We start from the raw sequence: 21,928 nt of genomic DNA, 5'->3' as shown, positions 1-21,928 counted from the left end.
CATCATTTTCAAGTATTGATTTAAATACACTTTATTAATATTGCGAAAGATAATCACAGTGAGGAAGTAATGATACGAAAAAGGACTATGGCTTTAGTTGGGCTTTTATGTAGCAATGCATTTCTTAATGTAGCAACAGCGAAGCCGATCAAAGTAGCAGAGCTAAAAGGAACGCAGATCACTGGAGTAACAGTGAGTAACGATGGACGATTGTTCGTCAATGCACCCAATTGGCGCGATGGTGTGGATTTTAGCGTCGCTGAGATTTCGAAGAGCGGGGACGTTAGTGAATATCCAAACGCCCTAGCAAATCGCTGTATTAGCAATAGTCTTGTGAAGGCAGACTGTTTTCTTGCTGTACAGTCGGTGGTCGCCCATAAAGATAAACTGTATGTGCTTGATACCAGAAACCCAAAATTTCAAGGTGTAGTCGATGCCCCGCGCGTGTTTGTTGTCGATTTACGTACTGACAAAATAGAGCGAGTATTGACGCTGTCAAAAAATGCTTATCATTCGGATTCTTATATTAATGATCTTCGCGTTGATGATAAGACACATCGAATTTATATGACTGACTCGGGACATGCAGGGCTGGTTGTTTATAATCTAAACGACGACTCGAGTTACAGAATACTTAATAATCATCCATTTACCAAAGCAGAAGTGGAAACCTTATCGATTAAAGGTAAGCCATTTAATATGCAGGTGCAATCAGATGGTATCGCCCTTGATAGGTTGAATGACACACTTTATTTTCACGCGTTATCGGGTTATTCACTGTATGCACTAAATACAGCGGATATTAGTAATGACTCTAGCGCTGATATCGCCGAGAAAGTTCGTACTGTAGCGGAAACTGGTGCACCCGACGGTATGCTATACCATAACGGCAATCTCTATTTAGCTGATTTAGAGAAGCAACAAGTTCAGTATTTAACACCAAGCCAGTCGCTAGAAACGTTGGTGGAAGGTAGCACTGTTAATTGGGCTGATACTTTTAGCGTTTACGATAACACGCTGTACTTCACTAATAGCAAAATTCAAGACGCTGGTGATGATGTGAGTAATATGTCGTTTGAAATTTATAAGGTACCTTTACCTGCAAAATAATGAGCTTATAAACATTAAGCGTCATCGCAACCTTACACTTCGATGGCGTTTACGTTTTCAGATTTCAAATATCAGTAGAGTAAAGAGACTTATAACTCGAGGAAGGCGTGATGAGACTGAAGAGTGCCTACCGCACACAAACTTACATTACAGCGGGACTTTAATTTTCAACGGCCTTTTTGCCACACAACAGCAGGGTAAAATTTCGTCGTCATCAATAAAGGCAAGAGGGTCGGTAGTGTATTCCACTTCACCTTCAAGCAATTTAGTTCTACACGCACCACAAAAGCCTTCTCTGCAATGATAGTGGATATTGATACCAGCAGCTTCAATAGCGCTTAATAGGGTTTTATCGGTAGAGGCGTTAATTTGCCCCACATCAACAATGTCGATGCGGAGCATCTCGTTACTACTATTCATTAAACTGCGTAATTACAGTTCAAAGTCAGCAAAGTCTTCTTCACTTACCGCTGAGTCAATTTGACCAACAAGGTAAGAGCTAATCTCAGACTCTTGAGGAGCTACCTGTACGTTGTCTGAATTAAGATAGTTATTCATCCAAGGCAGTGGGTTACTGCTAACGTCAAACGGTGCGTCGAAACCAATGGCAGTCATACGCTGATTAGCGATGTACTCTACATAAGAACACAATATTTCCTTATTCAGGCCGATCATAGAACCGTTCTGGAATAAGTAATCTGCCCATTCTTTTTCTTGCTCAACGGCGTTCATAAAGATAGCGCGAGCTTCGTCTTTACATTCTTTTGCAATTTGCGCCATTTCAGGGTCGTCTTTACCCTTCGCCCACAGATTTAATACATGTTGCGTTGAAGACAAGTGAAGGTTTTCGTCGCGAGCAATAAGACGGATAATTTTTGAATTACCTTCCATCAGCTTGCGTTCAGCAAATGCGAACGTACATGCAAAAGATACATAAAAACGAATTGCTTCAAGGGCATTCACTGAGTTCATGCAAAGGTATAGTTTTTTCTTAAGCTCGTACATATTGATTGTGTGTGCAACACCGTCAACCGTATGCACGCCTTCGCCTTGGGTTTGCCAAAGCTGGGTCGCAAAAATCAAATCATCGTAGTATTTAGAAATATCAGCGGCACGGCGCTTAATTTCATCGTTTACCACGATGTCGTCAAAGATTTCACTTGGATCAGAAAACAAGTTACGCAATATGTGCGTGTAAGAGCGCGAGTGAATCGTCTCGTAAAAAGACCACGTCTCTACCCAGGTTTCTAATTCAGGCAGTGAAATGATTGGCAAGAACGCAATGTTAGGGCTTCTGCCTTGTACCGAATCAAGTAATGTTTGGTACTTAAGGTTAGAAATGAAAATGTGCTTCTCTGGCTCGGTTAATTTTTGAAAATCAACGCGATCTCGAGTGACATCGACTTCTTCAGGGCGCCAAAAGAAGCTTATTTGTTTTTCAATAAGCTTTTCGAAAATGGCATGCTTCTGCTGGTCGTAGCGTGCAACGTTTACGGGGTTGCCGAAAAACATTGGCTCTAGCAACGGATTTGTACTTTGTTGATTAAACGTAGTGTATTTCATGATGACCTAACTAAAAACTTAATGATAAACGCGTATTTTTATTAGTGTTCTTGCTGCTATTCATTACCTTGCGATGCACACGCAAGGGCGTGTGCAGTGTCTAAATACTTAGATTTTGCACGCACCGCCGGCACAATCATCATCTTCTTCTATTACAACTTCTTCTTGACGAGGAAGTGGCTCACTAGTTTTTGCATCTAGTGCTGAAGTGTCTGACGCGCCGTCTCGAGTATTGTGATAATACAATGTTTTCACGCCAAGCTTATACGTAGTCAACAGGTCTTTAAGCAGTAGCTTCATTGGAACCTTGTTGCCATCGTAGCGGCTTGGGTCGTAATTTGTATTCGCTGAAATTGTTTGATCGATAAACTTCTGCATAATACCCACTAGTTGTAGATAACCGTCGTTTGACGGAATATCCCACAATAACTCGTATTGATTTCTTAGCGTTTCATACTCTGGAACAACTTGTTTTAAAACACCATCTTTACTGGACTTAATACTCACGAACCCACGGGGTGGCTCAATACCATTGGTTGCATTTGAGATTTGTGATGATGTTTCAGATGGCATCAACGCCGATAGCGTCGAGTTGCGCAGTCCATGGGTTTTTATATCTTCACGCAGTGCATCCCAGTCGTAATGCAGTGGTTCGTTACATACTTTATCTAAATCACGTTTATAACTATCAATAGGCATTACACCTTGAGAGTAGGTAGTTTCATTAAACTTCGGACAAGCGCCTTTCTCTTTGGCTAGATTGTTCGATGCTTTAAGTAAGTAATATTGCATTGCCTCAAACGTGCGATGAACAAGACCATTGGCACTGCCGTCAGAGTATTTAACGTTATTTTTAGCTAAATAGTAAGCAAAGTTAATTACACCGACACCCAAGGTTCTGCGGCCCATAGTGGCATTAAATGCCGCTGGCACTGGATAGTCTTGGTAGTCTAATAAGTTGTCGAGTGCACGAACCGCTAGGTCTGCTAGTTCTTCAAACTCGTCTAGTGATTTTATGGCACCTAGGTTAAACGCAGAGAGTGTGCAAAGCGCAATCTCACCTTCTTCGTCATTCACGTGCTGAAGCGGCTTAGTTGGCAGCGCTATTTCAAGACAAAGATTGCTTTGTCGTACCGGTGCAACTTCAGGGTTAAACGGGCTATGAGTATTGCAATGATCTACATTCTGAAGATAAATACGGCCAGTACTTGCACGCTCTTGCATAAACAAGCTGAACAATTCCATGGCTTTGATTTGTTTCTTGCGAATACTGTCGTCATTTTCGTATTTAACGTACAGCTCTTCAAACTTATCTTGATCGGCGAAGAAGGCATCGTACAAACCAGGCACATCAGAAGGGCTGAACAATGAAATGTAGCCATCTTTCATCATGCGCTGATACATAAGCTTGTTAAACTGCACACCGTAGTCGAGGTGGCGAACGCGGTTCTCTTCAACACCACGGTTGTTTTTAAGTACCAACAGCGACTCAACTTCCATATGCCATAATGGATAGAATAAGGTTGCTGCACCGCCACGAACACCACCTTGAGAGCAGCTTTTCACTGCAGTCTGGAAGTACTTGTAAAAAGGGATACAACCTGTGTGAAACGCTTCACCACCGCGAATTGGACTGCCGAGGGCACGAATGCGCCCTGCATTTACACCAATACCAGCACGCTGGCTCACGTACTTAACAATGGCGCTTGCAGTTGCGTTGATTGAATCGAGGCTGTCACCGGCTTCAATGAGAACGCAAGAGCTGAATTGACGGGTAGGGGTTCTAACACCAGCCATGATTGGCGTCGGTAATGAGAGTTTGAACGTAGACGCAGCGTCGTAGAAGCGTCGAATATATTCCATGCGAGTGGATTTGTCATAATTCGCAAACAAGCAAGCAGCAACTAAGATGTAAAGGAACTGTGCGCTTTCATAGATCTCACCAGTAACACGGTTTTGAACAAGGTATTTTCCCTCGAGTTGCTTAACCGCAGCGTAACTGAAGTTCATGTCGCGCCAATGGTCGATATACGTTTCCATTTCGGCAAACTCTTCAGCAGAATAGTCTTTAAGTAGATGGCTATCGTACTTGCCCATTTCAACCATGTGCGTAACTTGGTCGATGAGCGCTGGCGGCTCAAATTGTCCGTATGCTTTTTTACGAAGATGGAAAATAGCTAGGCGTGCAGCAAGGTATTGATAATCAGGCGCGTCGGTAGAAATGAGATCCGCCGCAGACTTGATCAATGTTTCGTGGATCTCGCTTGTATTAATGCCGTCAAAGAACTGTATTTGCGCTTTAATTTCAACTTGCGAAACAGAAACGTTACTAAGTCCTTTTGCCGCCCACGTGACTACTTTATGGATTTTCTCTAAATCAATAGATTCTTTTTCACCATTTCGTTTGGTGACAAATAAATTGTTATTCATGTTACTTGGCCGTTTTTCTGTTAGCGCATATAGCGTGGGTTTAACACCCATTTTCATTTTAATTGGTGTCGTATTTCTAAGGTGTTTCGTTGTCATTTTTAGCATGTCTGCGCACAGCGTTAATCGCTGTGCGTGATGCTGTTTTGCATTAACGCTCGCATCATTACACACACTAAAGCCGTCTGAACTGACATACACGAGTAGAGACTGCTTAAAATTTTTTGCTTTTGATGTGTCCGGTGAAAGCGTCGCGTATGAGTCGCGTATAACTTACTACGCATTACGGGACGTCTGAGCGTTGGTCCTGAAAATTACTGCCGGATCGCGCTGCGGACAGAACACAAGATAGTGAGGTTTTCGCTGTAATGCAACCCAATATCTGGTGGTATTTCCATCACTCAATCTGGCATAGTTTTTACGTTAGTGGAGACTAACTTTTTAGCGTTCTACAAGCGTTAATCAAACCAAATGCAAGCACTTTTGAGAAAAATGATCGAACGCTAAATTAATTTATTATTAAGAACGCTTTTTTATAAAAACACGATATATAGTGTATGAAATATCATCATGCCCCTACATGTAGTGTCGAGTTAGTCTGATACCACTGTATATAGTAGGTAATTAACATCCATATTATTAGCGGAAAGATAAAATCCTTGTGTGACTGGATCCATATGAAGACCTGTCATGTCTCGGGGAAGTAAACCTGCATTGTCAGTCATCGACATGAGCTCAGAAGGCTTTAAGAACTTGCTGTGATCGTGAGTACCTTTGGGTACCAATTTAAGTACATATTCAGCACCGACGATCCCCATCAAATATGACTTTATATTTCGATTAAGCGTAGAAAAAAACACATGCCCACCAGGTTTAGCTAGCGCTGCGCATGCAGAAACGACAGAGGCTGGATTTGGAACGTGTTCAAGCATCTCCATACAAGTGACAACATCAAATTTACCCGCGTTTTCATTAGCGTAGTCTTCAGCAGTTGAGCAGACGTAATCAACTTTTGTTCCTGACTCTAAACCGTGCAGTTTTGCCACTTCAAGTGAAGCGTGCGCCATGTCCAATCCAGTCACCTTTGCTCCGGCTTTCGCCATTGATTCAGCCAAAATTCCACCACCGCAACCAATATCGATCACTGCTTTGCCAAAGAGACCTTGGGCATTGTGATTGATAAAGTCCAGACGAAGAGGGTTGATAAGGTGAAGCGGCTTAAATTCTCCCTCAGGATCCCACCATCGAGAAGCGAGTTGTGAAAATTTATCAATTTCTTGTGGGTCAACATTTGACACAGCGTTGTTTGTCATAGATGAGTAAATCCTTCAATAGCGTATAAGTAACATAACGCAAAATACAGCGCAGCTGTTACATTTTTCACTACTATTTGTCGATTATTCAGGGTCAAAAACTGCCGTCTGCACGAAAAATAAACGCTTACTTAATATTGCTCTAATTAGCTTAATTAAGCGCTACATAAATCTGTTATCAAGTGATACACTCATGAGTCGATTATGAACCCACATAATAACAATAGTGCGCGCCACGACATTGCTTTGCCACATATAAAAAGCAGGTCAAAACGGATAACGCAGAACAAATCAAGAAAAAGGGATTAAGCAGTTTATGTCTGATAACGCTAAAGAAATTCTCCCCGTTAATATTGAGGAAGAGCTGAAGAACTCCTACCTCGATTACGCGATGAGCGTTATTGTCGGGCGAGCATTGCCTGATGTAAGAGATGGCTTGAAGCCAGTTCACCGCCGAGTGCTGTTCGCGATGAACGAACTCAAAAACGACTTCAACAAGCCATATAAAAAATCTGCCCGTGTGGTAGGCGATGTCATTGGTAAATACCACCCGCACGGTGATTCTGCCGTGTACGACACAATCGTTCGTATGGCGCAACCCTTTTCGTTGCGATATATGCTGGTAGATGGGCAAGGTAACTTTGGTTCTGTCGATGGCGACTCTGCAGCCGCAATGCGTTACACCGAAGTTCGCATGGCAAAAATTGCCCACGAGTTATTAGCTGATTTAGACAAAGAAACCGTTAACTTCGTTCCGAACTATGACGGCACCGAATTTATTCCTGAAGTATTACCAACCAAAGTGCCTAACCTTTTAGTTAATGGTTCGTCGGGTATTGCCGTAGGTATGGCCACTAATATCCCTCCGCATAACTTAACTGAAGTGATCAATGGTTGTGTGGCGCTTATTGAAAATCCCGATTTGTCTATCGATGAATTGATGACTCACATACCGGGTCCTGATTTCCCAACGGCCGCAACGATCAGCGGTCGCAAGGGAATTGAAGATGCTTATCGTACCGGGCGTGGTAAAATTTATCTACGAGCTAAAGCTGACATTGAAACTGACAGTAACGGTAAAGAAACGATTATAGTTAACGAAATACCGTATCAAGTGAACAAAGCTCGCCTTATTGAAAAGATAGCTGAGTTAGTTAAAGAAAAGCGAATTGAGGGTATTTCAGCACTTCGTGATGAGTCTGATAAAGACGGTATGCGCATCGTCATCGAGGTTAAACGCAACGAATCCGCTGAAGTGTTGCTGAACCACCTATATGCCAATACGCAGTTGCAAACTGTGTTTGGTATCAACATGGTAGCGTTGGATAATACTCAACCTAAGATATTCAATCTTAAAGACACGCTAGAAGCGTTTATTTTACATCGTAGAGAGGTGGTAACTCGTCGAACGGTGTTTGAATTACGCAAAGCCAGAGATCGTGCGCACATTCTCGAAGGTCTTGCCATAGCGCTTGCCAACATCGATCCCATTATTGAGCTGATTAAAGCGTCTAACAGCCCAGCAGATGCGAAAAAAGGATTGATTGCGCAAGGTTGGCATTTAGGCGATGTGTCACAAATGTTAGAACGAGCGGGTGACGACGCCGCGCGACCGGATTGGTTAATGCCAGAGTTCGGTATTCGCGAGGGAAAATACTTCCTGACAGAGCAGCAAGCGCAAGCTATCCTCGACCTCCGTTTGCATAAGCTGACTGGTCTTGAACACGAGAAGATTTTAGAAGAATACAAGCAGCTACTAGAGATCATTGCTGAATTGCTTCATATATTAAATAGCCCAGAGCGTTTGATGGAAGTTATTCAAGAAGAACTTGAGAAAGTTCGTGATGAATACGGTGATGAACGCCGCACCGAAATTACAGCTGCAAGTCATGATATTGATATTGAGGACCTGATTGAGAGAGAAGAAGTGGTTGTCACACTGTCTCGCGAAGGTTACGTGAAATATCAAAAGCTGACAGACTACGAGGCGCAGCGACGGGGCGGCCGCGGTAAATCAGCGACTAAGATGAAAGACGAAGACATTATTGAAAAGCTGCTTGTGGCGAATACCCACGATCATATTCTTTGTTTCTCAACTCGCGGAAGACTGTACTGGCTTAAGGTTTATCAACTGCCGTTCGCCAGTCGTAATGCTCGTGGTCGTCCAATAGTCAATATTTTACCGTTGGAAGAAAACGAACGTATTACTGCAATATTACCTATTAAAGAGTTTGTTGAAGGCAAGTATGTCCTTATGGCAACGGCGAACGGTACGGTGAAGAAGACTGACTTAAGCCTTTATTCTCGCCCTCGTGCAAACGGTATTATTGCTGTTAATCTCAATGAAGGCGACGAATTGATTGGTGTTGATATTACCCACGGTGATGATGACATTATGTTGTTCTCTGACGCTGGTAAAGTGGTTCGCTTTAACGAAAAGCTTCGCGATAGCGAAACGGGTGAAGTGAAGCGCGACCCTGAAACTGGGGAAGAGTTGCTTGCAATTCGTCCTATGGGCAGAACCGCTACCGGTGTTCGCGGTATTCGCTTACAAGACAATCAAAAAGTGGTTTCCCTAATTGTACCTAGAGGCGATGGTCCGATCCTTACCGCCACAGTAAACGGTTTCGGTAAACGTACACCACTAGAAGATTACCCTGCGAAGAGCCGAGCTACTCAAGGGGTTGTGTCAATTAAGGTTTCAGAACGTAATGGAAAAGTAGTTGGAGCCGTGCAAGTAGACGAAACCAACGAAATGATGTTGATTAGTGACCAAGGTACACTTGTACGTACGCGGGTAAGTGAAGTCTCAGTAGTGGGACGTAACACTCAAGGTGTTCGCTTGATGCGTACTGTGGAAGGTGAACACGTGGTTGGCTTACAACGCATTGAAGAGGTTATAGAATTACCAGAGCTAGATGAAGAAGGTAATCCTATCACTCCTGAATCGTTACCTGAGCAAGAAGAAAACGTCGCACAAGACGACGACAGCTCAACGACAGAAGACTAGGGGTAGTGCAAGTTACTTAAAAGGTAACTATTTGTTGGCAAGAGGCCATTCGCACTTGTCGACATGCACTATCGGTGTTCTTAATAAACAAGCGGCTTATGCCTCTTGTTTGCCAACTGAGGCTCAAATTGGCATCCCAATTGGCAACTAGTATACAGGTGTTGAAAAGCGCGATGAATGAGGTATTTAACTTTAGTGCCGGCCCAGCAATGCTTCCGAAGGAAGTAATGCAAAAAGCCCAAGGCGAATTTACAAATTGGCGTGACTTACACTGCTCTGTTATGGAAGTAAGTCATCGAGGCAAAGATTTTATAGAGATAGCCGCAAAAGCCGAGCAGGATCTACGCGACCTTTTGTCTATTCCCTCAAACTATCACGTTCTATTCACTCATGGTGGTGGTCGTGGTCAGTTTGCCGCAGTGCCTCTGAATATATCTAAGAGTGAAGAGACAAGCCTGCATCTTGTCAGTGGCTCATGGTCAAAAGGTGCAGTAGAGGAAGCCAACAAATACAATAATGCCCAGGTAATTGGCGAAGTAACGAACAAAGACGGTTTGCAATTTGTTCCTCAGCCTTCACTTGCCAATGTTGATCAATCTGCGGCGTATTATCATTTTTGCCCGAACGAAACTGTCGATGGCATTGCCTTTGACTGGCTTCCTGAATCTGGCGATGTGCCTTTAGTGTCTGACATGTCATCAACAATACTGTCTCAACCACTGGATGTGGCTAAACACGGTATTATTTATGCCGGTGCGCAAAAAAATATTGGCCCAAGCGGTTTATCGGTAGTTATTGTCCGTGAAGACTTAGTGGGTTATGCCAGAAAGGAAACGCCTTCTATTTTTGATTATGGCCTGGCAGCCAAATCTGACTCTATGTACAACACACCACCAACCTTTTCATGGTATTTAGCTGGTCTGGTATTTGAGTGGCTGAAAGACATGGGGGGGGTAGATGCCATGGCGAAACGCAACGCTGAAAAAGCCTCGTTATTGTACTCAGCTATTGATAGTTCTGATTTCTATTCAAGTAAAGTGCACCCACATAATCGCTCAAAAATGAACGTACCATTTCATCTTGCAAACTCCGACTTAGACGGATTGTTTTTAAAACAGTCGCAAGAAGCTGGGTTGCTAGCGCTTAAAGGTCATCGTTCTGTTGGTGGCATGCGTGCGAGTATTTACAACGCTATGTCTGTTGAAGGCGTGTTGGCGCTTGTAGAGTTCATGCGTGAATTCGAACGGGTAAATGGATAAGAAAGGAATAGACAACAAGATGGAACAGTTAACATTAGAACCGATTGCAAACGTATCGGGTGAGGTCAATGTACCTGGTTCGAAGAGCCTGTCAAACAGGGCTCTGCTGCTTTCGGCGCTAGCAGAGGGCGATACTGAACTGACGAACCTACTTGACAGTGATGATATTTCTCACATGCTTAACGCATTGACACAACTTGGCGTGAGCTACACGTTAAGTGAAGATAAAACCCAATGTGTAGTAACGGGTAATGGCGGTGCTTTTGATGTTGCGGCGTCCCAAGAGTTATTTTTAGGCAATGCAGGCACGGCAATGCGCCCTTTGTGTGCTGCATTAGCCGTAAGTAAAGTAGATACAATCCTTACCGGTGAGCCTCGTATGGAAGAGCGACCTATCGCTGACTTAGTCGATGGGTTACGAGAGGCCGGTGCCGATATTACTTATCTAAAGAATGACGGATTTCCCCCGCTTCGTATCAAGGGTAAAACATTAGCCGGCGGTGAAATGTCGGTAGATGGCAGTGTGTCTAGTCAGTTTCTTACCGCGCTATTGATGGCTGCTCCTTTATTTAACGATGATGTTACTATCAGAATTAAAGGCGAGCTGGTTTCTAAGCCGTACATTGATATTACCTTGGACACCATGGCTAAGTTCGGCGTGCATGTGAGCAACGACAATTATCAAACCTTCACTATTTCTGGTGACGCGAAATACGTTTCCCCAGGTAAGTTTATGGTTGAAGGCGATGCATCATCTGCTTCTTACTTTCTTGCAGCCGGCGCTATTAAAGGTGGCACGGTACGCGTAACCGGTATTGGTCAAAATAGCATTCAAGGTGATATCCGCTTTGCCGATGTTCTCGAAGCGATGGGTGCTACTGTTCATTGGCATGATGAATATATAGAAGTGACGGGGGCACCTCTTAAAGGTATATCGATGGATATGAACCATATCCCCGATGCTGCCATGACGATTGCGACCACGGCGCTATTTGCCGATGGACCAACTACCATGACTAATATTTACAACTGGCGTGTTAAAGAAACCGACAGACTTTACGCAATGGCGACTGAGCTTAAGAAGGTTGGTGCTAAGGTAGAAGAAGGTCACGATTACATAAAAGTATGGCCCACTGATAGTTTGAAACATGCAGAAATAGACACTTACAACGACCATAGAATTGCCATGTGCTTTTCGCTTGTCGCACTAAGTGATACGCCGGTAACGATTAACGACCCAAGTTGCACTCGTAAAACGTTCCCAGATTATTTTACTCGGTTTAAAACGCTTTTCGATGAAAAAGCGAAGACGCTAAGGCCAGTAAATAAGTAGTACTTAGATCGATTTCACAACATCAATAACGTGATACATATCAATGTTGGCGATTAACTGCGCGGCGTGCATGTACTGTCGCCATTGCTAATCTCGTGTTAAAGCGTATAATTACGCGCGATTTTTAGCAATTTTAGAAATATGGAGCAGGTATGCATTCCACACCCGTAGTCACGGTCGACGGCCCAAGTGGTGCTGGTAAAGGTACACTAAGTAGCTTATTAGCCAAGAAGTTAGAGTGGCATTTTTTAGATAGCGGTGCAATTTATCGCGTTCTAGCTGTTGCTGCGCTTCACCACGACCTCCCGTGTGATGATGAAGAATGTGTTGTTCCCCTTGCAACAGGGCTCGACGTTAGTTTCGAGACGAGCCAAGATGCGACCCGCATTATTTTGGAAGGCGAAGATGTCACTGATGACATCCGCACTGAAGAAGTGGGAGCTGTAGCGTCAAAAATTGCTGCATTGCCGAGAGTGCGCGAAGCGTTACTGCGAAGGCAGCGTGCTTTTCAGCAATCACCAGGCCTTGTTGCTGACGGTCGCGATATGGGCACAGTGGTGTTTCCTGATGCACAGGTAAAGATATTTCTTACAGCAAGCGCTGAAGCGCGCGCAGAGCGACGCTATAGCCAGTTGAAAGCAAAGGGTATGGATGTTAATATTGCGCGCCTTTTAACCGATATCAAGGCGAGAGACGAGCGCGATACGCAGCGCACGGTTGCACCTTTGGTACCGGCAGAAGATGCTGTCATTATAGATTCGACAGACTTGGATATAGACCAAGTCTTTGAAAAAGCGATGGATATTATTTCCTCACGACGTTAATTGCGTGGGGCAAAACACGTTCAGAGCAGAGCTGCCACAGGAAGTAGCGGCGATTTTTTAATAACCCCGCGTTATCCGGATTAGAAGCGTGGATATCAACTTAAAAGTTATCTGAGACTTATGACTGAAAATTTTGCACAACTTTTTGAAGAAAGCTTACAAGAACTAGAAACACGTCCTGGTTCAATTGTAAAAGGTACTGTTGTTTCTATCGACAAAGACATCGTTCTTGTTGATGCGGGCTTGAAATCAGAAAGTGCTATCCCAGTAGACCAATTTAAAAATGCTGATGGCGAATTAGAAATTGCAATCGGTGACGAAGTAGATGTTGCACTAGATGCAGTAGAAGATGGTTTCGGTGAAACTATTCTATCTCGCGAAAAAGCGAAGCGTCACGAAGCATGGGTTGAACTGGAAAAAGCTTACGATGATAAGGTTACCATCAAAGGCGTTATCAACGGAAAAGTTAAAGGCGGTTTCACTGTTGAAGTAAACAGTGTACGCGCGTTCCTTCCTGGTTCATTAGTTGATGTACGTCCAGTGCGTGATACAACTCACCTCGAAGGCAAAGAGCTTGAATTTAAAGTTATCAAGCTTGATGCAAAACGCAACAATGTTGTTGTTTCTCGTCGCGCAGTTATCGAAGCTGAAAGCAGCCAAGAGCGCGAGTCACTTCTTGCTAACCTTGAAGAAGGCCACGAAATTAAAGGTATCGTTAAGAACCTTACCGATTACGGTGCGTTCGTAGACCTCGGTGGCGTAGATGGTCTTCTACACATTACAGATATGGCTTGGAAGCGCGTTAAGCACCCAAGTGAAATCGTAAATGTTGGCGATGAAATCAACGTTAAAGTTCTTAAGTTCGACAAAGAGAAGCAGCGTGTTTCTCTTGGTATGAAGCAAATGGGCAACGATCCATGGCAAGAAATTGCTTCACGTTACCCTGAAGGAACTAAGATCAACGGTCAAGTTACTAACCTAACTGATTACGGTTGTTTCGTAGAAATTGAAGACGGTGTTGAAGGTCTTGTTCACGTTTCTGAAATGGATTGGACTAACAAAAACATCCACCCATCTAAGGTTGTTAACCTTGGTGATACCGTAGATGTAATGGTTCTTGAAATTGACGAAGAGCGTCGTCGTATTTCTTTAGGTCTTAAGCAATGTATTGCTAATCCTTGGGAAACATTTGCTGAGTCCCACGAAAAAGGCGACAAAGTGTCTGGTAAGATCAAGTCAATCACTGACTTTGGTATCTTTATCGGCCTTGACGGCGGCATCGACGGTCTGGTTCACCTTTCTGACATCAGCTGGAACAAGTCTGGCGAAGACGCGGTTCGCGACTACAAGAAAGGCGACGAAATATCTGCAGTTGTCCTTCAAGTTGATCCAGAGCGTGAGCGTATCTCTCTAGGCGTTAAGCAAATTGAAGAAGATCCGTTCAACAAGTATCTGACAGATAACAAGAAAGGTGCTATCGTTGTTGGTACAGTAACTGAAGTTGAAGCGAAAGGCGTTACTGTAAACCTAGCTGAAGAAGTTGACGGTTATATCCGCGTTGCTGATATTGCTGTTGAGCGTGTAGAAGACGCAACTGAAGTAGCGAAAGTTGGCGATAGCATTGAAGCGAAATTTATGGGCGTAGACCGTAAAAATCGTACTGTTAACCTATCTGTAAGAGCGAAAGATCAGGCTGACGAAAAAGAAGCTATCGAGAAGGTTAATCAGCAAGATGATGCTGGTTTTGCTAGCGCGATGGCAGAAGCATTCAAAGCTGCTAAAGGCGAGTAATGTTTTTGTGGGTGTGCCTAGGCGCACCCAATTCGCGATAGCTGTTTAAACAATAATAGTGACAACGAGGTTAAATATGACCAAGTCTGAATTAATTGAACGGCTCGCGGATCAAGCGCGTCAGGTTCCAGCGAAAGAACTAGAACTGGCTATCAAAGAGCTTCTCGAACAGATGGCACAAACCCTTCAGAAGGGTGAGCGTATAGAAATTCGAGGTTTTGGCAGTTTCTCACTGCACTACCGCGCACCGCGCGTTGGTAGAAACCCTAAAACGGGCGAAACAGTTAAGCTAGACGGTAAATACGTACCGCACTTTAAGCCAGGAAAAGAACTTCGCGAACGAGTTGATGCCTCAATATCATAAATTATAAAAGCCGCTGTCAAGCGGCTTTTTTGTGCCAGCTTTTCTCACTTTCTATAACATACCGTTAAAATCTCATCATTGATGCGTATATTCTGTTACACGTGGTGCTTGCCGTTAATAGTTATTGACCCTCACTAAAAGACAGTTATATATTATTCCTATAAGAATAGACGGTTTTAATTGAAGTAATGTCAGCCGGCGAAGAACAAGCAATAATAAAACAATATCAGCCGCTAATTCGTGCACTAATTCCCTATGAACAGCAAAATCGATTGTTAGAGGGTATTAATAAGTTTTCTAAACGCTTACCAAGTAGTGTTCGAAAAGTGATAAAAGAGGAAGTCGTGAGACTCACCTCTCTTACAGACGCGCCCGCTGATAATTCCGCCTTTGCACATTTTCCGGTTATGAAGTTCAAACACTTCGGCATACAAATGCGCTTAGATAAGGTGGGAGCCAAAATTCTCAAAAGTGAAACGTCGCTTTATCAAGATAGATATACCGTTGGTGTATTTGAATCGGTGATGAATTCTGATTTTTATCAGAACCAGATTAAGAAAGATCAGTTCAAAAAAATCGTGGATGCGTTTAATATCGAAAGTCAGTCTTTTACTGATATCGATTTTGGTGACGACATCGCAATAAGACCGAATTTTACTGTAAGCTCTCCAGAATTTGAAAAGGGAAGGCACTGCAGTGTAAGTGCCTTTTCTCACCTTGGAATGGTAGTAGAAACAAAGCGTCCTCCTAATGTGACCACAGGTGATATTATTACCTTTACGTTGCCGGAAGTTGCGGGGTTAACGAAAGAACCTACAGATATAGCCTTTAATCTTCAAGCGGTAAAATATAATAAGCATCTCGGAAAATATGAGTCTTTTTTTGTCTTCCCCGACACTATAGAGCCTGATTTTCTTACCAATCTAAAACGCTATGTTGAAGTTACCGCTTATCGACAGCCTTTGCAGAGGGATTTAGAGATTGAACGCGCCATGCAGGAATTAGAGCGCGATAGAATATTAGAAAACAGCCCCTGGTTACCTGTCTATTTATCACCTCATAAAAAATCACTTAAGCCGACAATAGCGCTTTTTACTAAAGCAAACGTTGAACACAATAAGACTGAGCGGTTACTTACAAGCTTACAAGATAAACCGTTTTTTAGTGCTCTTGCCAAGGAGGTATTAAAATATAATGAAGCATTTGTCTTTCACGGCACGATAAAAACTAAAAATGCGACGGTGAAGATCACGGCAACACACAGGCAGTTAGTGGAAATGGGGCAACTAAACGCGCTGGTTTACTTGTTGGCGAAAAACGATGATTTTATATGCAGTCATTGTCGACTCGATACGGTGTCGAGGAAAGATAAGCAAAAGGCATTTGCCATTCACGATATCGCTAGCAAAGAGTTCGAGCATCTTTCTGCTATCTCTCATGTACTTTATTGTAAGGATGTCTCTAGCTATATTGGCAATTTAACCTTAAGTGCGAAATGTAGCTTCAAACCTCTCTCAGGCAATCTTAAAGCAAGCGGTGATAATTGGCATATTGATTATGTCATGGAAGAGGACTTAGATAGACGCAACGAAACACGTTACGTTATTGATAAAACCGCCTCAATCAAAATAGGGCTACTTTCGTCTCTAGAGGCGCGAGTTGCCGATTTGTCTGCCAGCGGTATGCAACTTATTGTTGCGCCAAACAGTGAATTACAGAAAGAAATTCGGGTTTCTGTGCCAGACCTTAAAATTAAAAATGAGAAATATAAAGTTGTACATTTTGAGCCTGCCTCTGGTGTTATTAGGCTGTGTCTGCCAGAGGTGGGCCGAAAAACAAAAGTTAGCGCCAACGTAGACACTATTGTTGAAGAAAATACGGCTTACTTTAAGGTGAGAGACATCGCTCGTATCCAGCGTCTAACTCATCGATTTATATGGGAGTTGGCAGTAAGGCATATGCCGTCTCTGGCTGTACTATGTGTAATGAACCGCTTTACTCTAGATAGACTCAAAACCGTGTATCAAAGCGACAATTCCGATGATCTATTCCCTTTTTCTCGCACCCAAAATATAGTTCCCCTGCATGGATTCTTTGCTGACAAAGGCCAAGCTAAGCCTAAGTCTCTAATACTAGAAGCGATGTTTAAAGAGTCAATACAGCAGCATCTAGTGGTGCACTGTGTTCGCAAAAGTGACAACAGACTTGTTTTCATTAGAGAGCGAGACTTTTTGTACTCCAAACTCCGCACCCAAATTAAAGAGCAGCTGGATGAAGGAAAAATTCAGCTGAGTTCTACTGACGTAACCGCCATACGTTGTCACGGCGCTATCACGCCTTTAACCAAAAAACGCTTGGCACAATTATCAAAACTCGATAAAGCAATGTACGATAAATTAGAAACAATGCAAGCAGGGTATACCCACTGTATTTTCATTACTAACATGTCGGCATTGCATCATGATCTTGTCATTGACAACCTAATTGCGAAACGGGAGTCGAAAGAGTCAGAATCTGTATCTGCTTAATAAATTTGCTGCACTGCTCACTGCTCACTGCACAGCTAACTGCACTGGGTTATGCTTTTTTGTATTATCTTTTTTCCCATTTTGCTATTCTTACCAACAAGTCAATTTAAAGGGTTTTGTGTTGAAAGGGATCATATCATTTTTGATTATTCTTGCGCTGTTAACTGTGGCGTTCGTTATTGGGTCGCAAAACGAAGAAGTAGTGACGGTTAATTATCTTATTGCTCAAGCAAACATCAGATTATCTACTCTCATCGCTATTTCGCTCTCTATAGGAGTGATTGTTGGTATCTTGATCATGCTAGCGAGTTGGTTGCGTTTAAAAGTGCAGCTCATGTCGACTCAATCTACGATGCAGCATTTGGAAAAAGACCACTAATGCTAGAGCTGCTGTTTTTACTTTTACCTGTCGCAGCAGGTTATGGCTGGATAATGGGGCGCAATAGCGTTCGCCAGGCACAAAGAAAGCAGTCGAGCATACTGTCTAAGCATTATTATAAAGGTCTTAATTTCCTTCTTTCAGACCAACCTGACAAAGCGGTAGATACGTTAATAAAAATGATTAACGTCAATAGTGATACGGTAGAGACGCACATTGCGATGGGCAGTTTTTTTCGTCATCGAGGTGAGATAGATCGCGCGATTAAGGTACACCAAAACTTAGTGAGTCGTGATGAACTTCAGCCTGCACAGCGGGAAAATGCGTTGCGCGAATTAGGGCAAGATTACACTCAAGCGGGCTTCTTAGAACGTGCAGAAAATGCGTTTCTACAGTTACTAAACAGTGACAAACATTACATCATAGCTCAACAGCAACTTTTCAGTATTTATCAAACAACCAAAGAATGGCAGCGAGCCATTGAGCTTGCTGAACGTATGGTAAAATGTCACGGTGATAACGATGATGTGTGCGAGCGGCTTGCCCATTTTTATTGTGAGCAGGCAACGGTTGAGCTTAAAAATAACAGCCAGGGCGCAGCCCTAACGTTACTGCAAAAAGCCGTTAATGCAGATGCTCACGCGGTACGCCCATGGCTGATGCTGGGAGAGCTAGCCCTTAATCAAAAACGATATACTGATGCTACTGCTTATTTCGTTCAGGTAGCTGAGCGAGATATTAATTGGTTTAGTGAAGCCGTGCCGAGTTTGGAAACAATTGCTGAAGATACTGGTGAGTGGGATAGTTTCGAAAAGCTCTTACAAGCGCACTGGCAAGAATGCGCTACGTCATACCTTGCCATGGTAGATGTGCTGCTGAAAAAAGGAGAAGTATCTCAGGCTAGTGAATACTTAATCGAGCAGCTTAGAAAGCGGCCTACCATGCGTGGATTTAAAACCTTGATGGGTCTTTATATCGACGAGGTCAGCGATAAGCATACTGCCGATAGTTTGCGGTTATTAAAAGAGTTAGTTGGAAAACAAATGCTTCAGCGACCAAAATATCGCTGCAACAGCTGTGGTTTTTCCGGTAGAAAATTGTATTGGCTATGCCCATCATGTAAGAAATGGGGCGTAGTCAAACCCATAAAAGGGTTAGATGGAGAGTAATGATTTATGCCCAACGCTATTCCTAATGAAGCTATTCAAGAACCCCGCGTAATTGTAGCGCTTGATTATGACGACAAAGATACCGCATTAGCTTTTGTTGATAAGCTAAATCCTAGCTTGTGCAAGCTCAAAGTAGGCAAAGAAATGTTTACTTTATTCGGGCCAGAGTTTGTAACGCGCTTGGTTGATAAAGGTTTTGACGTTTTTTTAGATCTAAAATTTCATGATATCCCCAATACCGTCGCCAAAGCCTGTAAAGCTGCTGCTGAACTTGGTGTGTGGATGGTAAACGTTCATGCCTCCGGCGGACTGCCAATGATGCAAGCAGCAAAACTTGCCATTGAAAATAGCAACAATCCTAACACCAAACTGATTGCCGTTACTGTGCTAACCAGCATGGATCAAGAGCAGCTTTCAAGTGTTATTGATGGCGTTACCCCTGAAGAACAGGTATTGCGACTGGCCGAGTTAACCGAAAAAGCTGGCTTAGACGGTATCGTTTGCTCCGCGCAAGAGGCTGCTGCACTGCGCAAACGACATAACGATGATTTTTTACTGATAACTCCTGGCATAAGGCCGAATGGAAGCCAAGCAGGCGATCAGAAGCGAGTAATGTCGCCGCAGGACGCTATTAATCATGGAGTGAGCTATTTAGTGATGGGGCGACCTATCACACAAGCAGCAGATCCCATGGCAGTGTTAGAAGAGGTTAATAGATCTATTCGCTAAACATGTGATAGTTTGAAATGCATCGGTTGTTAATGGTCTTTTATTGACTCTTGCTACGTGTCTCGGGTGGCAAATCTGTTTGCAGTCCACAAATCGAATATATATAAAAAAGCTCGACGTCTTGTTAACAACGTCGAGCTTTGTCATTGAGTCAATCTAATCCTAGGTAATAACTATAAAATGATAGACTCGATAGCTATAGACACTTTTCGAAAGCGCTTATAGACCGTTAAGCGCGACTTCCGCAGGCGTGTAGGTTAAACCAAGCTCTTCACCCAACGCATCGACAACTGCTTTATAAGTAACTTTTCCTTCGTGGGTGTTCAATCCCGCAAGTAAATGCTTGTCATCTAGCATTGCTTGAACAGGACCTTTGTTTGCCAAAGCAAGGCCAAAGGGCAGCGTTGCATTGTTTAGCGCCATTGTTGATGTACGCGCAACACCACCTGGCATGTTAGCAACACAATAGTGCACAACATCATCAATGATATAAACAGGGTCTTGATGTGTCGTTGCTTTTGAAGTTTCAAAACAACCGCCTTGGTCAATGGCAACATCTACCAATACTGAGCCAGGCTTCATCGCCGCAATTTGTTCACGGTTAAGCAGCTTAGGTGCTGCTGCACCAGGAATTAACACCGCACCTACCACTAGGTCAGCTTTTGAGGAATAGTGCTCGATTGCGTCAACAGTAGAATAAACTGTCTTGACTTGACCATTAAAGATATCGTCGATCTGACGCAAGCGCGGGAGAGAGCGGTCAAGAATAACCACTTCAGCGCCTAAACCAAGGGCCATTTTCGCTGCATTTGTTCCTACAACGCCACCACCAATAACTAAGACTTTACCAGGTGCCACACCAGGTACACCGCCAAGCAATGTTCCGCTGCCACCGTGGGCTTTTTCTAAGTAATGCGCACCTGCCTGTACAGACATACGACCGGCAACTTCACTCATAGGAGCGAGAAGAGGGAGACCTCCACGGTCGTCAGTTACTGTTTCATAAGCAATGCATGTTGCTCCAGATTCAACGAGAAGTTTAGTCTGCGTTGGGTCTGGTGCAAGGTGGAGGTAAGTATATAAAGTCTGGCCTTTGCGCAGCATTTTACATTCGTTAGGCTGGGGCTCTTTTACTTTTATTATCATTTCTGCTTCCGCAAATATTTGCTCAGCAGTTAGCGCAATAGTAGCGCCAGCAGCTACGTACATTTCGTCAGTAAAACCAATGGCGTCGCCTGCTAATGTTTGAACTAGCACAGAGTGACCGTTGCTTGTAAATTCTTTCACTGCAGCTGGCGTTAGGCCAACACGATACTCGTGGTTTTTTATTTCTTTTGGTACACCAACTAACATACTAAATCCTCTTGTTACTGATGAGCACGGAATGGCTCGGCTTTAGAATAACTGTGTATTTATTTTGGCGAGTATACGTTAATAAAAAGCGAACTATGTGCTGAAAATTGAGAGTTTCTGGAATATAGTATGGCCATTAATTGTTTTTGAAAAATATAATATGTTAGTGAAAACCCCAAAACACCTTGACCGAATAGACAGGAATATCCTAGTTCAATTACAAAAAAATGGGCGAATTTCTAATGTTGAACTGGCAAAGGAAGTGGGCTTAAGCCCTAGCCCTTGCCTTGAAAGGGTTAAACGACTGGAAAGCCAAGGGTATATAAAAGGCTACCACGCTATTGTGGATCCAGAAAAACTTGGCGCTGCAATGTTAGTGTTTGTGGAGATAACATTAACGAAAACTTCTGTGGATATCTTTGCAGAATTTTCTGCTGCGGTAAAATTGCATGACGATATACAAGAGTGCCATCTAGTGTCAGGCGACTTCGATTTTCTGTTAAAGGCAAGAGTGGCAGATATGTCTAGCTATCGAAAGCTATTAGGGGACACATTACTGCGCTTGCCGGGCGTCAGTGAGTCTAGAACCTATGTGGTTATGGAAGAAGTCAAAAGTACGTCTTCTTTGCGCATTAATTTGAAGTAATGAAAGCATGGCTCAGAATGTTGCTTTTATGGTAGGCTGTGCAAAAATACAGTGCTTTAATACTCGCGCGCTTTCAATACCTTACAGAGCCAGTACATGTCGGTTACAGAAGGTTTGGAGCGGTTACAGA

Annotated in this window: 17 protein-coding genes; 12 read left to right on the top strand and 5 right to left on the bottom strand. The window is 43.3% G+C overall.

Annotation, left to right across the window (positions count from 1 at the left end; genetic code table 11):
* Positions 1-69 precede the first annotated feature (69 nt).
* Positions 70-1,110 (top strand): L-dopachrome tautomerase-related protein, encoded by a 1,041-nt coding sequence (locus ACOJR9_RS10230; protein WP_420932892.1) that lies wholly within the window; start codon positions 70-72, stop codon positions 1,108-1,110.
* Between the two features lie 147 nt (positions 1,111-1,257).
* Here the strand turns inward: ACOJR9_RS10230 and yfaE are convergent, their stop codons facing one another.
* The 4 genes from yfaE to ubiG form a co-directional block, all read right to left on the bottom strand.
* A complete protein-coding gene (yfaE, locus tag ACOJR9_RS10225; protein WP_420932891.1) occupies positions 1,258-1,530 on the bottom strand; it encodes a class I ribonucleotide reductase maintenance protein YfaE in 273 nt (90 codons plus the stop codon).
* Between the two features lie 12 nt (positions 1,531-1,542).
* Positions 1,543-2,673, bottom strand: coding sequence for a class Ia ribonucleoside-diphosphate reductase subunit beta (gene nrdB / locus ACOJR9_RS10220; RefSeq protein ID WP_420932890.1), 1,131 nt, complete (start codon positions 2,671-2,673; stop codon positions 1,543-1,545).
* A gap of 108 nt (positions 2,674-2,781) precedes the next feature.
* On the bottom strand, positions 2,782-5,103 hold the full coding sequence (gene nrdA, locus ACOJR9_RS10215) for a class 1a ribonucleoside-diphosphate reductase subunit alpha (protein ID WP_420936104.1): 2,322 nt from the start codon (positions 5,101-5,103) through the stop codon (positions 2,782-2,784).
* 590 nt (positions 5,104-5,693) lie between these two features.
* On the bottom strand, positions 5,694-6,398 hold the full coding sequence (gene ubiG, locus ACOJR9_RS10210; RefSeq protein ID WP_420936103.1) for a bifunctional 2-polyprenyl-6-hydroxyphenol methylase/3-demethylubiquinol 3-O-methyltransferase UbiG: 705 nt from the start codon (positions 6,396-6,398) through the stop codon (positions 5,694-5,696).
* Positions 6,399-6,729: 331 nt separating this feature from the next.
* Between ubiG and gyrA the strand changes: the two genes are divergently transcribed.
* From gyrA to pyrF, 10 genes are all read left to right on the top strand, one after another.
* The gene (gyrA, locus tag ACOJR9_RS10205) at positions 6,730-9,423 is read left to right on the top strand and encodes a DNA topoisomerase (ATP-hydrolyzing) subunit A (protein WP_420932889.1); all 2,694 of its coding nucleotides are present in this window, start codon (positions 6,730-6,732) and stop codon (positions 9,421-9,423) included.
* Between the two features lie 173 nt (positions 9,424-9,596).
* The gene (serC, locus tag ACOJR9_RS10200; RefSeq protein WP_420936102.1) at positions 9,597-10,682 is read left to right on the top strand and encodes a 3-phosphoserine/phosphohydroxythreonine transaminase; all 1,086 of its coding nucleotides are present in this window, start codon (positions 9,597-9,599) and stop codon (positions 10,680-10,682) included.
* A 19-nt stretch (positions 10,683-10,701) separates the two neighbouring features.
* Positions 10,702-12,015, top strand: coding sequence for a 3-phosphoshikimate 1-carboxyvinyltransferase (gene aroA, locus ACOJR9_RS10195; RefSeq protein WP_420932888.1), 1,314 nt, complete (start codon positions 10,702-10,704; stop codon positions 12,013-12,015).
* Positions 12,016-12,167: 152 nt separating this feature from the next.
* Complete coding sequence (cmk, locus tag ACOJR9_RS10190; RefSeq protein ID WP_032096431.1) at positions 12,168-12,839, top strand: (d)CMP kinase; 672 nt, start codon at positions 12,168-12,170, stop codon at positions 12,837-12,839.
* A gap of 120 nt (positions 12,840-12,959) precedes the next feature.
* Entirely contained in the window at positions 12,960-14,630 is a 1,671-nt protein-coding gene (gene rpsA / locus ACOJR9_RS10185; protein ID WP_420932887.1) for a 30S ribosomal protein S1, read from the top strand.
* A 76-nt stretch (positions 14,631-14,706) separates the two neighbouring features.
* Complete coding sequence (gene ihfB / locus ACOJR9_RS10180; RefSeq protein WP_420932886.1) at positions 14,707-14,994, top strand: integration host factor subunit beta; 288 nt, start codon at positions 14,707-14,709, stop codon at positions 14,992-14,994.
* 188 nt (positions 14,995-15,182) lie between these two features.
* The gene (locus tag ACOJR9_RS10175; RefSeq protein WP_420932885.1) at positions 15,183-17,522 is read left to right on the top strand and encodes a PilZ domain-containing protein; all 2,340 of its coding nucleotides are present in this window, start codon (positions 15,183-15,185) and stop codon (positions 17,520-17,522) included.
* 118 nt (positions 17,523-17,640) lie between these two features.
* Positions 17,641-17,901, top strand: coding sequence for a LapA family protein (locus ACOJR9_RS10170; protein WP_420932884.1), 261 nt, complete (start codon positions 17,641-17,643; stop codon positions 17,899-17,901).
* Positions 17,901-19,070 (top strand): lipopolysaccharide assembly protein LapB, encoded by a 1,170-nt coding sequence (gene lapB, locus ACOJR9_RS10165; protein ID WP_420932883.1) that lies wholly within the window; start codon positions 17,901-17,903, stop codon positions 19,068-19,070. The genes ACOJR9_RS10170 and lapB overlap by 1 nt, the downstream gene beginning before the upstream one ends.
* A gap of 33 nt (positions 19,071-19,103) precedes the next feature.
* Positions 19,104-19,799: an orotidine-5'-phosphate decarboxylase gene (gene pyrF / locus ACOJR9_RS10160; protein WP_420936101.1), complete on the top strand. Its 696-nt coding sequence runs from the start codon at positions 19,104-19,106 to the stop codon at positions 19,797-19,799.
* A 219-nt stretch (positions 19,800-20,018) separates the two neighbouring features.
* Here pyrF and ald read toward each other — a convergent pair whose 3' ends face one another.
* Positions 20,019-21,152 carry an alanine dehydrogenase gene (gene ald / locus ACOJR9_RS10155; protein ID WP_420932882.1) on the bottom strand — a complete coding sequence of 378 codons (1,134 nt, stop codon included), beginning with the start codon at positions 21,150-21,152 and terminating at the stop codon, positions 20,019-20,021.
* Between the two features lie 160 nt (positions 21,153-21,312).
* On the opposite strand from ald, the gene lrp reads away from it, so the two are divergent.
* Positions 21,313-21,798: a leucine-responsive transcriptional regulator Lrp gene (lrp, locus tag ACOJR9_RS10150; RefSeq protein WP_420932881.1), complete on the top strand. Its 486-nt coding sequence runs from the start codon at positions 21,313-21,315 to the stop codon at positions 21,796-21,798.
* Positions 21,799-21,928 lie beyond the last annotated feature (130 nt).

This window comes from Alteromonas ulvae, assembly GCF_048987005.1.
Taxonomy (GTDB): Bacteria; Pseudomonadota; Gammaproteobacteria; order Enterobacterales; family Alteromonadaceae; genus Alteromonas.
This window is presented reverse-complemented; position numbering and strand designations above follow the sequence as displayed.

Excerpts from the sequence above, each read along its gene's own strand:
- ACOJR9_RS10230 (WP_420932892.1), top strand. The coding sequence starts at position 70 with ATGATACGAAAAAGGACTATGGCTTTAGTTGGGCTTTTATGTAGCAAT.
- yfaE (WP_420932891.1), bottom strand. The coding sequence starts at position 1,530 with ATGAATAGTAGTAACGAGATGCTCCGCATCGACATTGTTGATGTGGGG.
- nrdB (WP_420932890.1), bottom strand. The coding sequence starts at position 2,673 with ATGAAATACACTACGTTTAATCAACAAAGTACAAATCCGTTGCTAGAG.
- nrdA (WP_420936104.1), bottom strand. The coding sequence starts at position 5,103 with ATGAATAACAATTTATTTGTCACCAAACGAAATGGTGAAAAAGAATCT.
- gyrA (WP_420932889.1), top strand. The coding sequence starts at position 6,730 with ATGTCTGATAACGCTAAAGAAATTCTCCCCGTTAATATTGAGGAAGAG.
- serC (WP_420936102.1), top strand. The coding sequence starts at position 9,597 with ATGAATGAGGTATTTAACTTTAGTGCCGGCCCAGCAATGCTTCCGAAG.
- aroA (WP_420932888.1), top strand. The coding sequence starts at position 10,702 with ATGGAACAGTTAACATTAGAACCGATTGCAAACGTATCGGGTGAGGTC.
- cmk (WP_032096431.1), top strand. The coding sequence starts at position 12,168 with ATGCATTCCACACCCGTAGTCACGGTCGACGGCCCAAGTGGTGCTGGT.
- rpsA (WP_420932887.1), top strand. The coding sequence starts at position 12,960 with ATGACTGAAAATTTTGCACAACTTTTTGAAGAAAGCTTACAAGAACTA.
- ihfB (WP_420932886.1), top strand. The coding sequence starts at position 14,707 with ATGACCAAGTCTGAATTAATTGAACGGCTCGCGGATCAAGCGCGTCAG.
- ACOJR9_RS10175 (WP_420932885.1), top strand. The coding sequence starts at position 15,183 with ATGTCAGCCGGCGAAGAACAAGCAATAATAAAACAATATCAGCCGCTA.
- lapB (WP_420932883.1), top strand. The coding sequence starts at position 17,901 with ATGCTAGAGCTGCTGTTTTTACTTTTACCTGTCGCAGCAGGTTATGGC.
- ald (WP_420932882.1), bottom strand. The coding sequence starts at position 21,152 with ATGTTAGTTGGTGTACCAAAAGAAATAAAAAACCACGAGTATCGTGTT.
- lrp (WP_420932881.1), top strand. The coding sequence starts at position 21,313 with ATGTTAGTGAAAACCCCAAAACACCTTGACCGAATAGACAGGAATATC.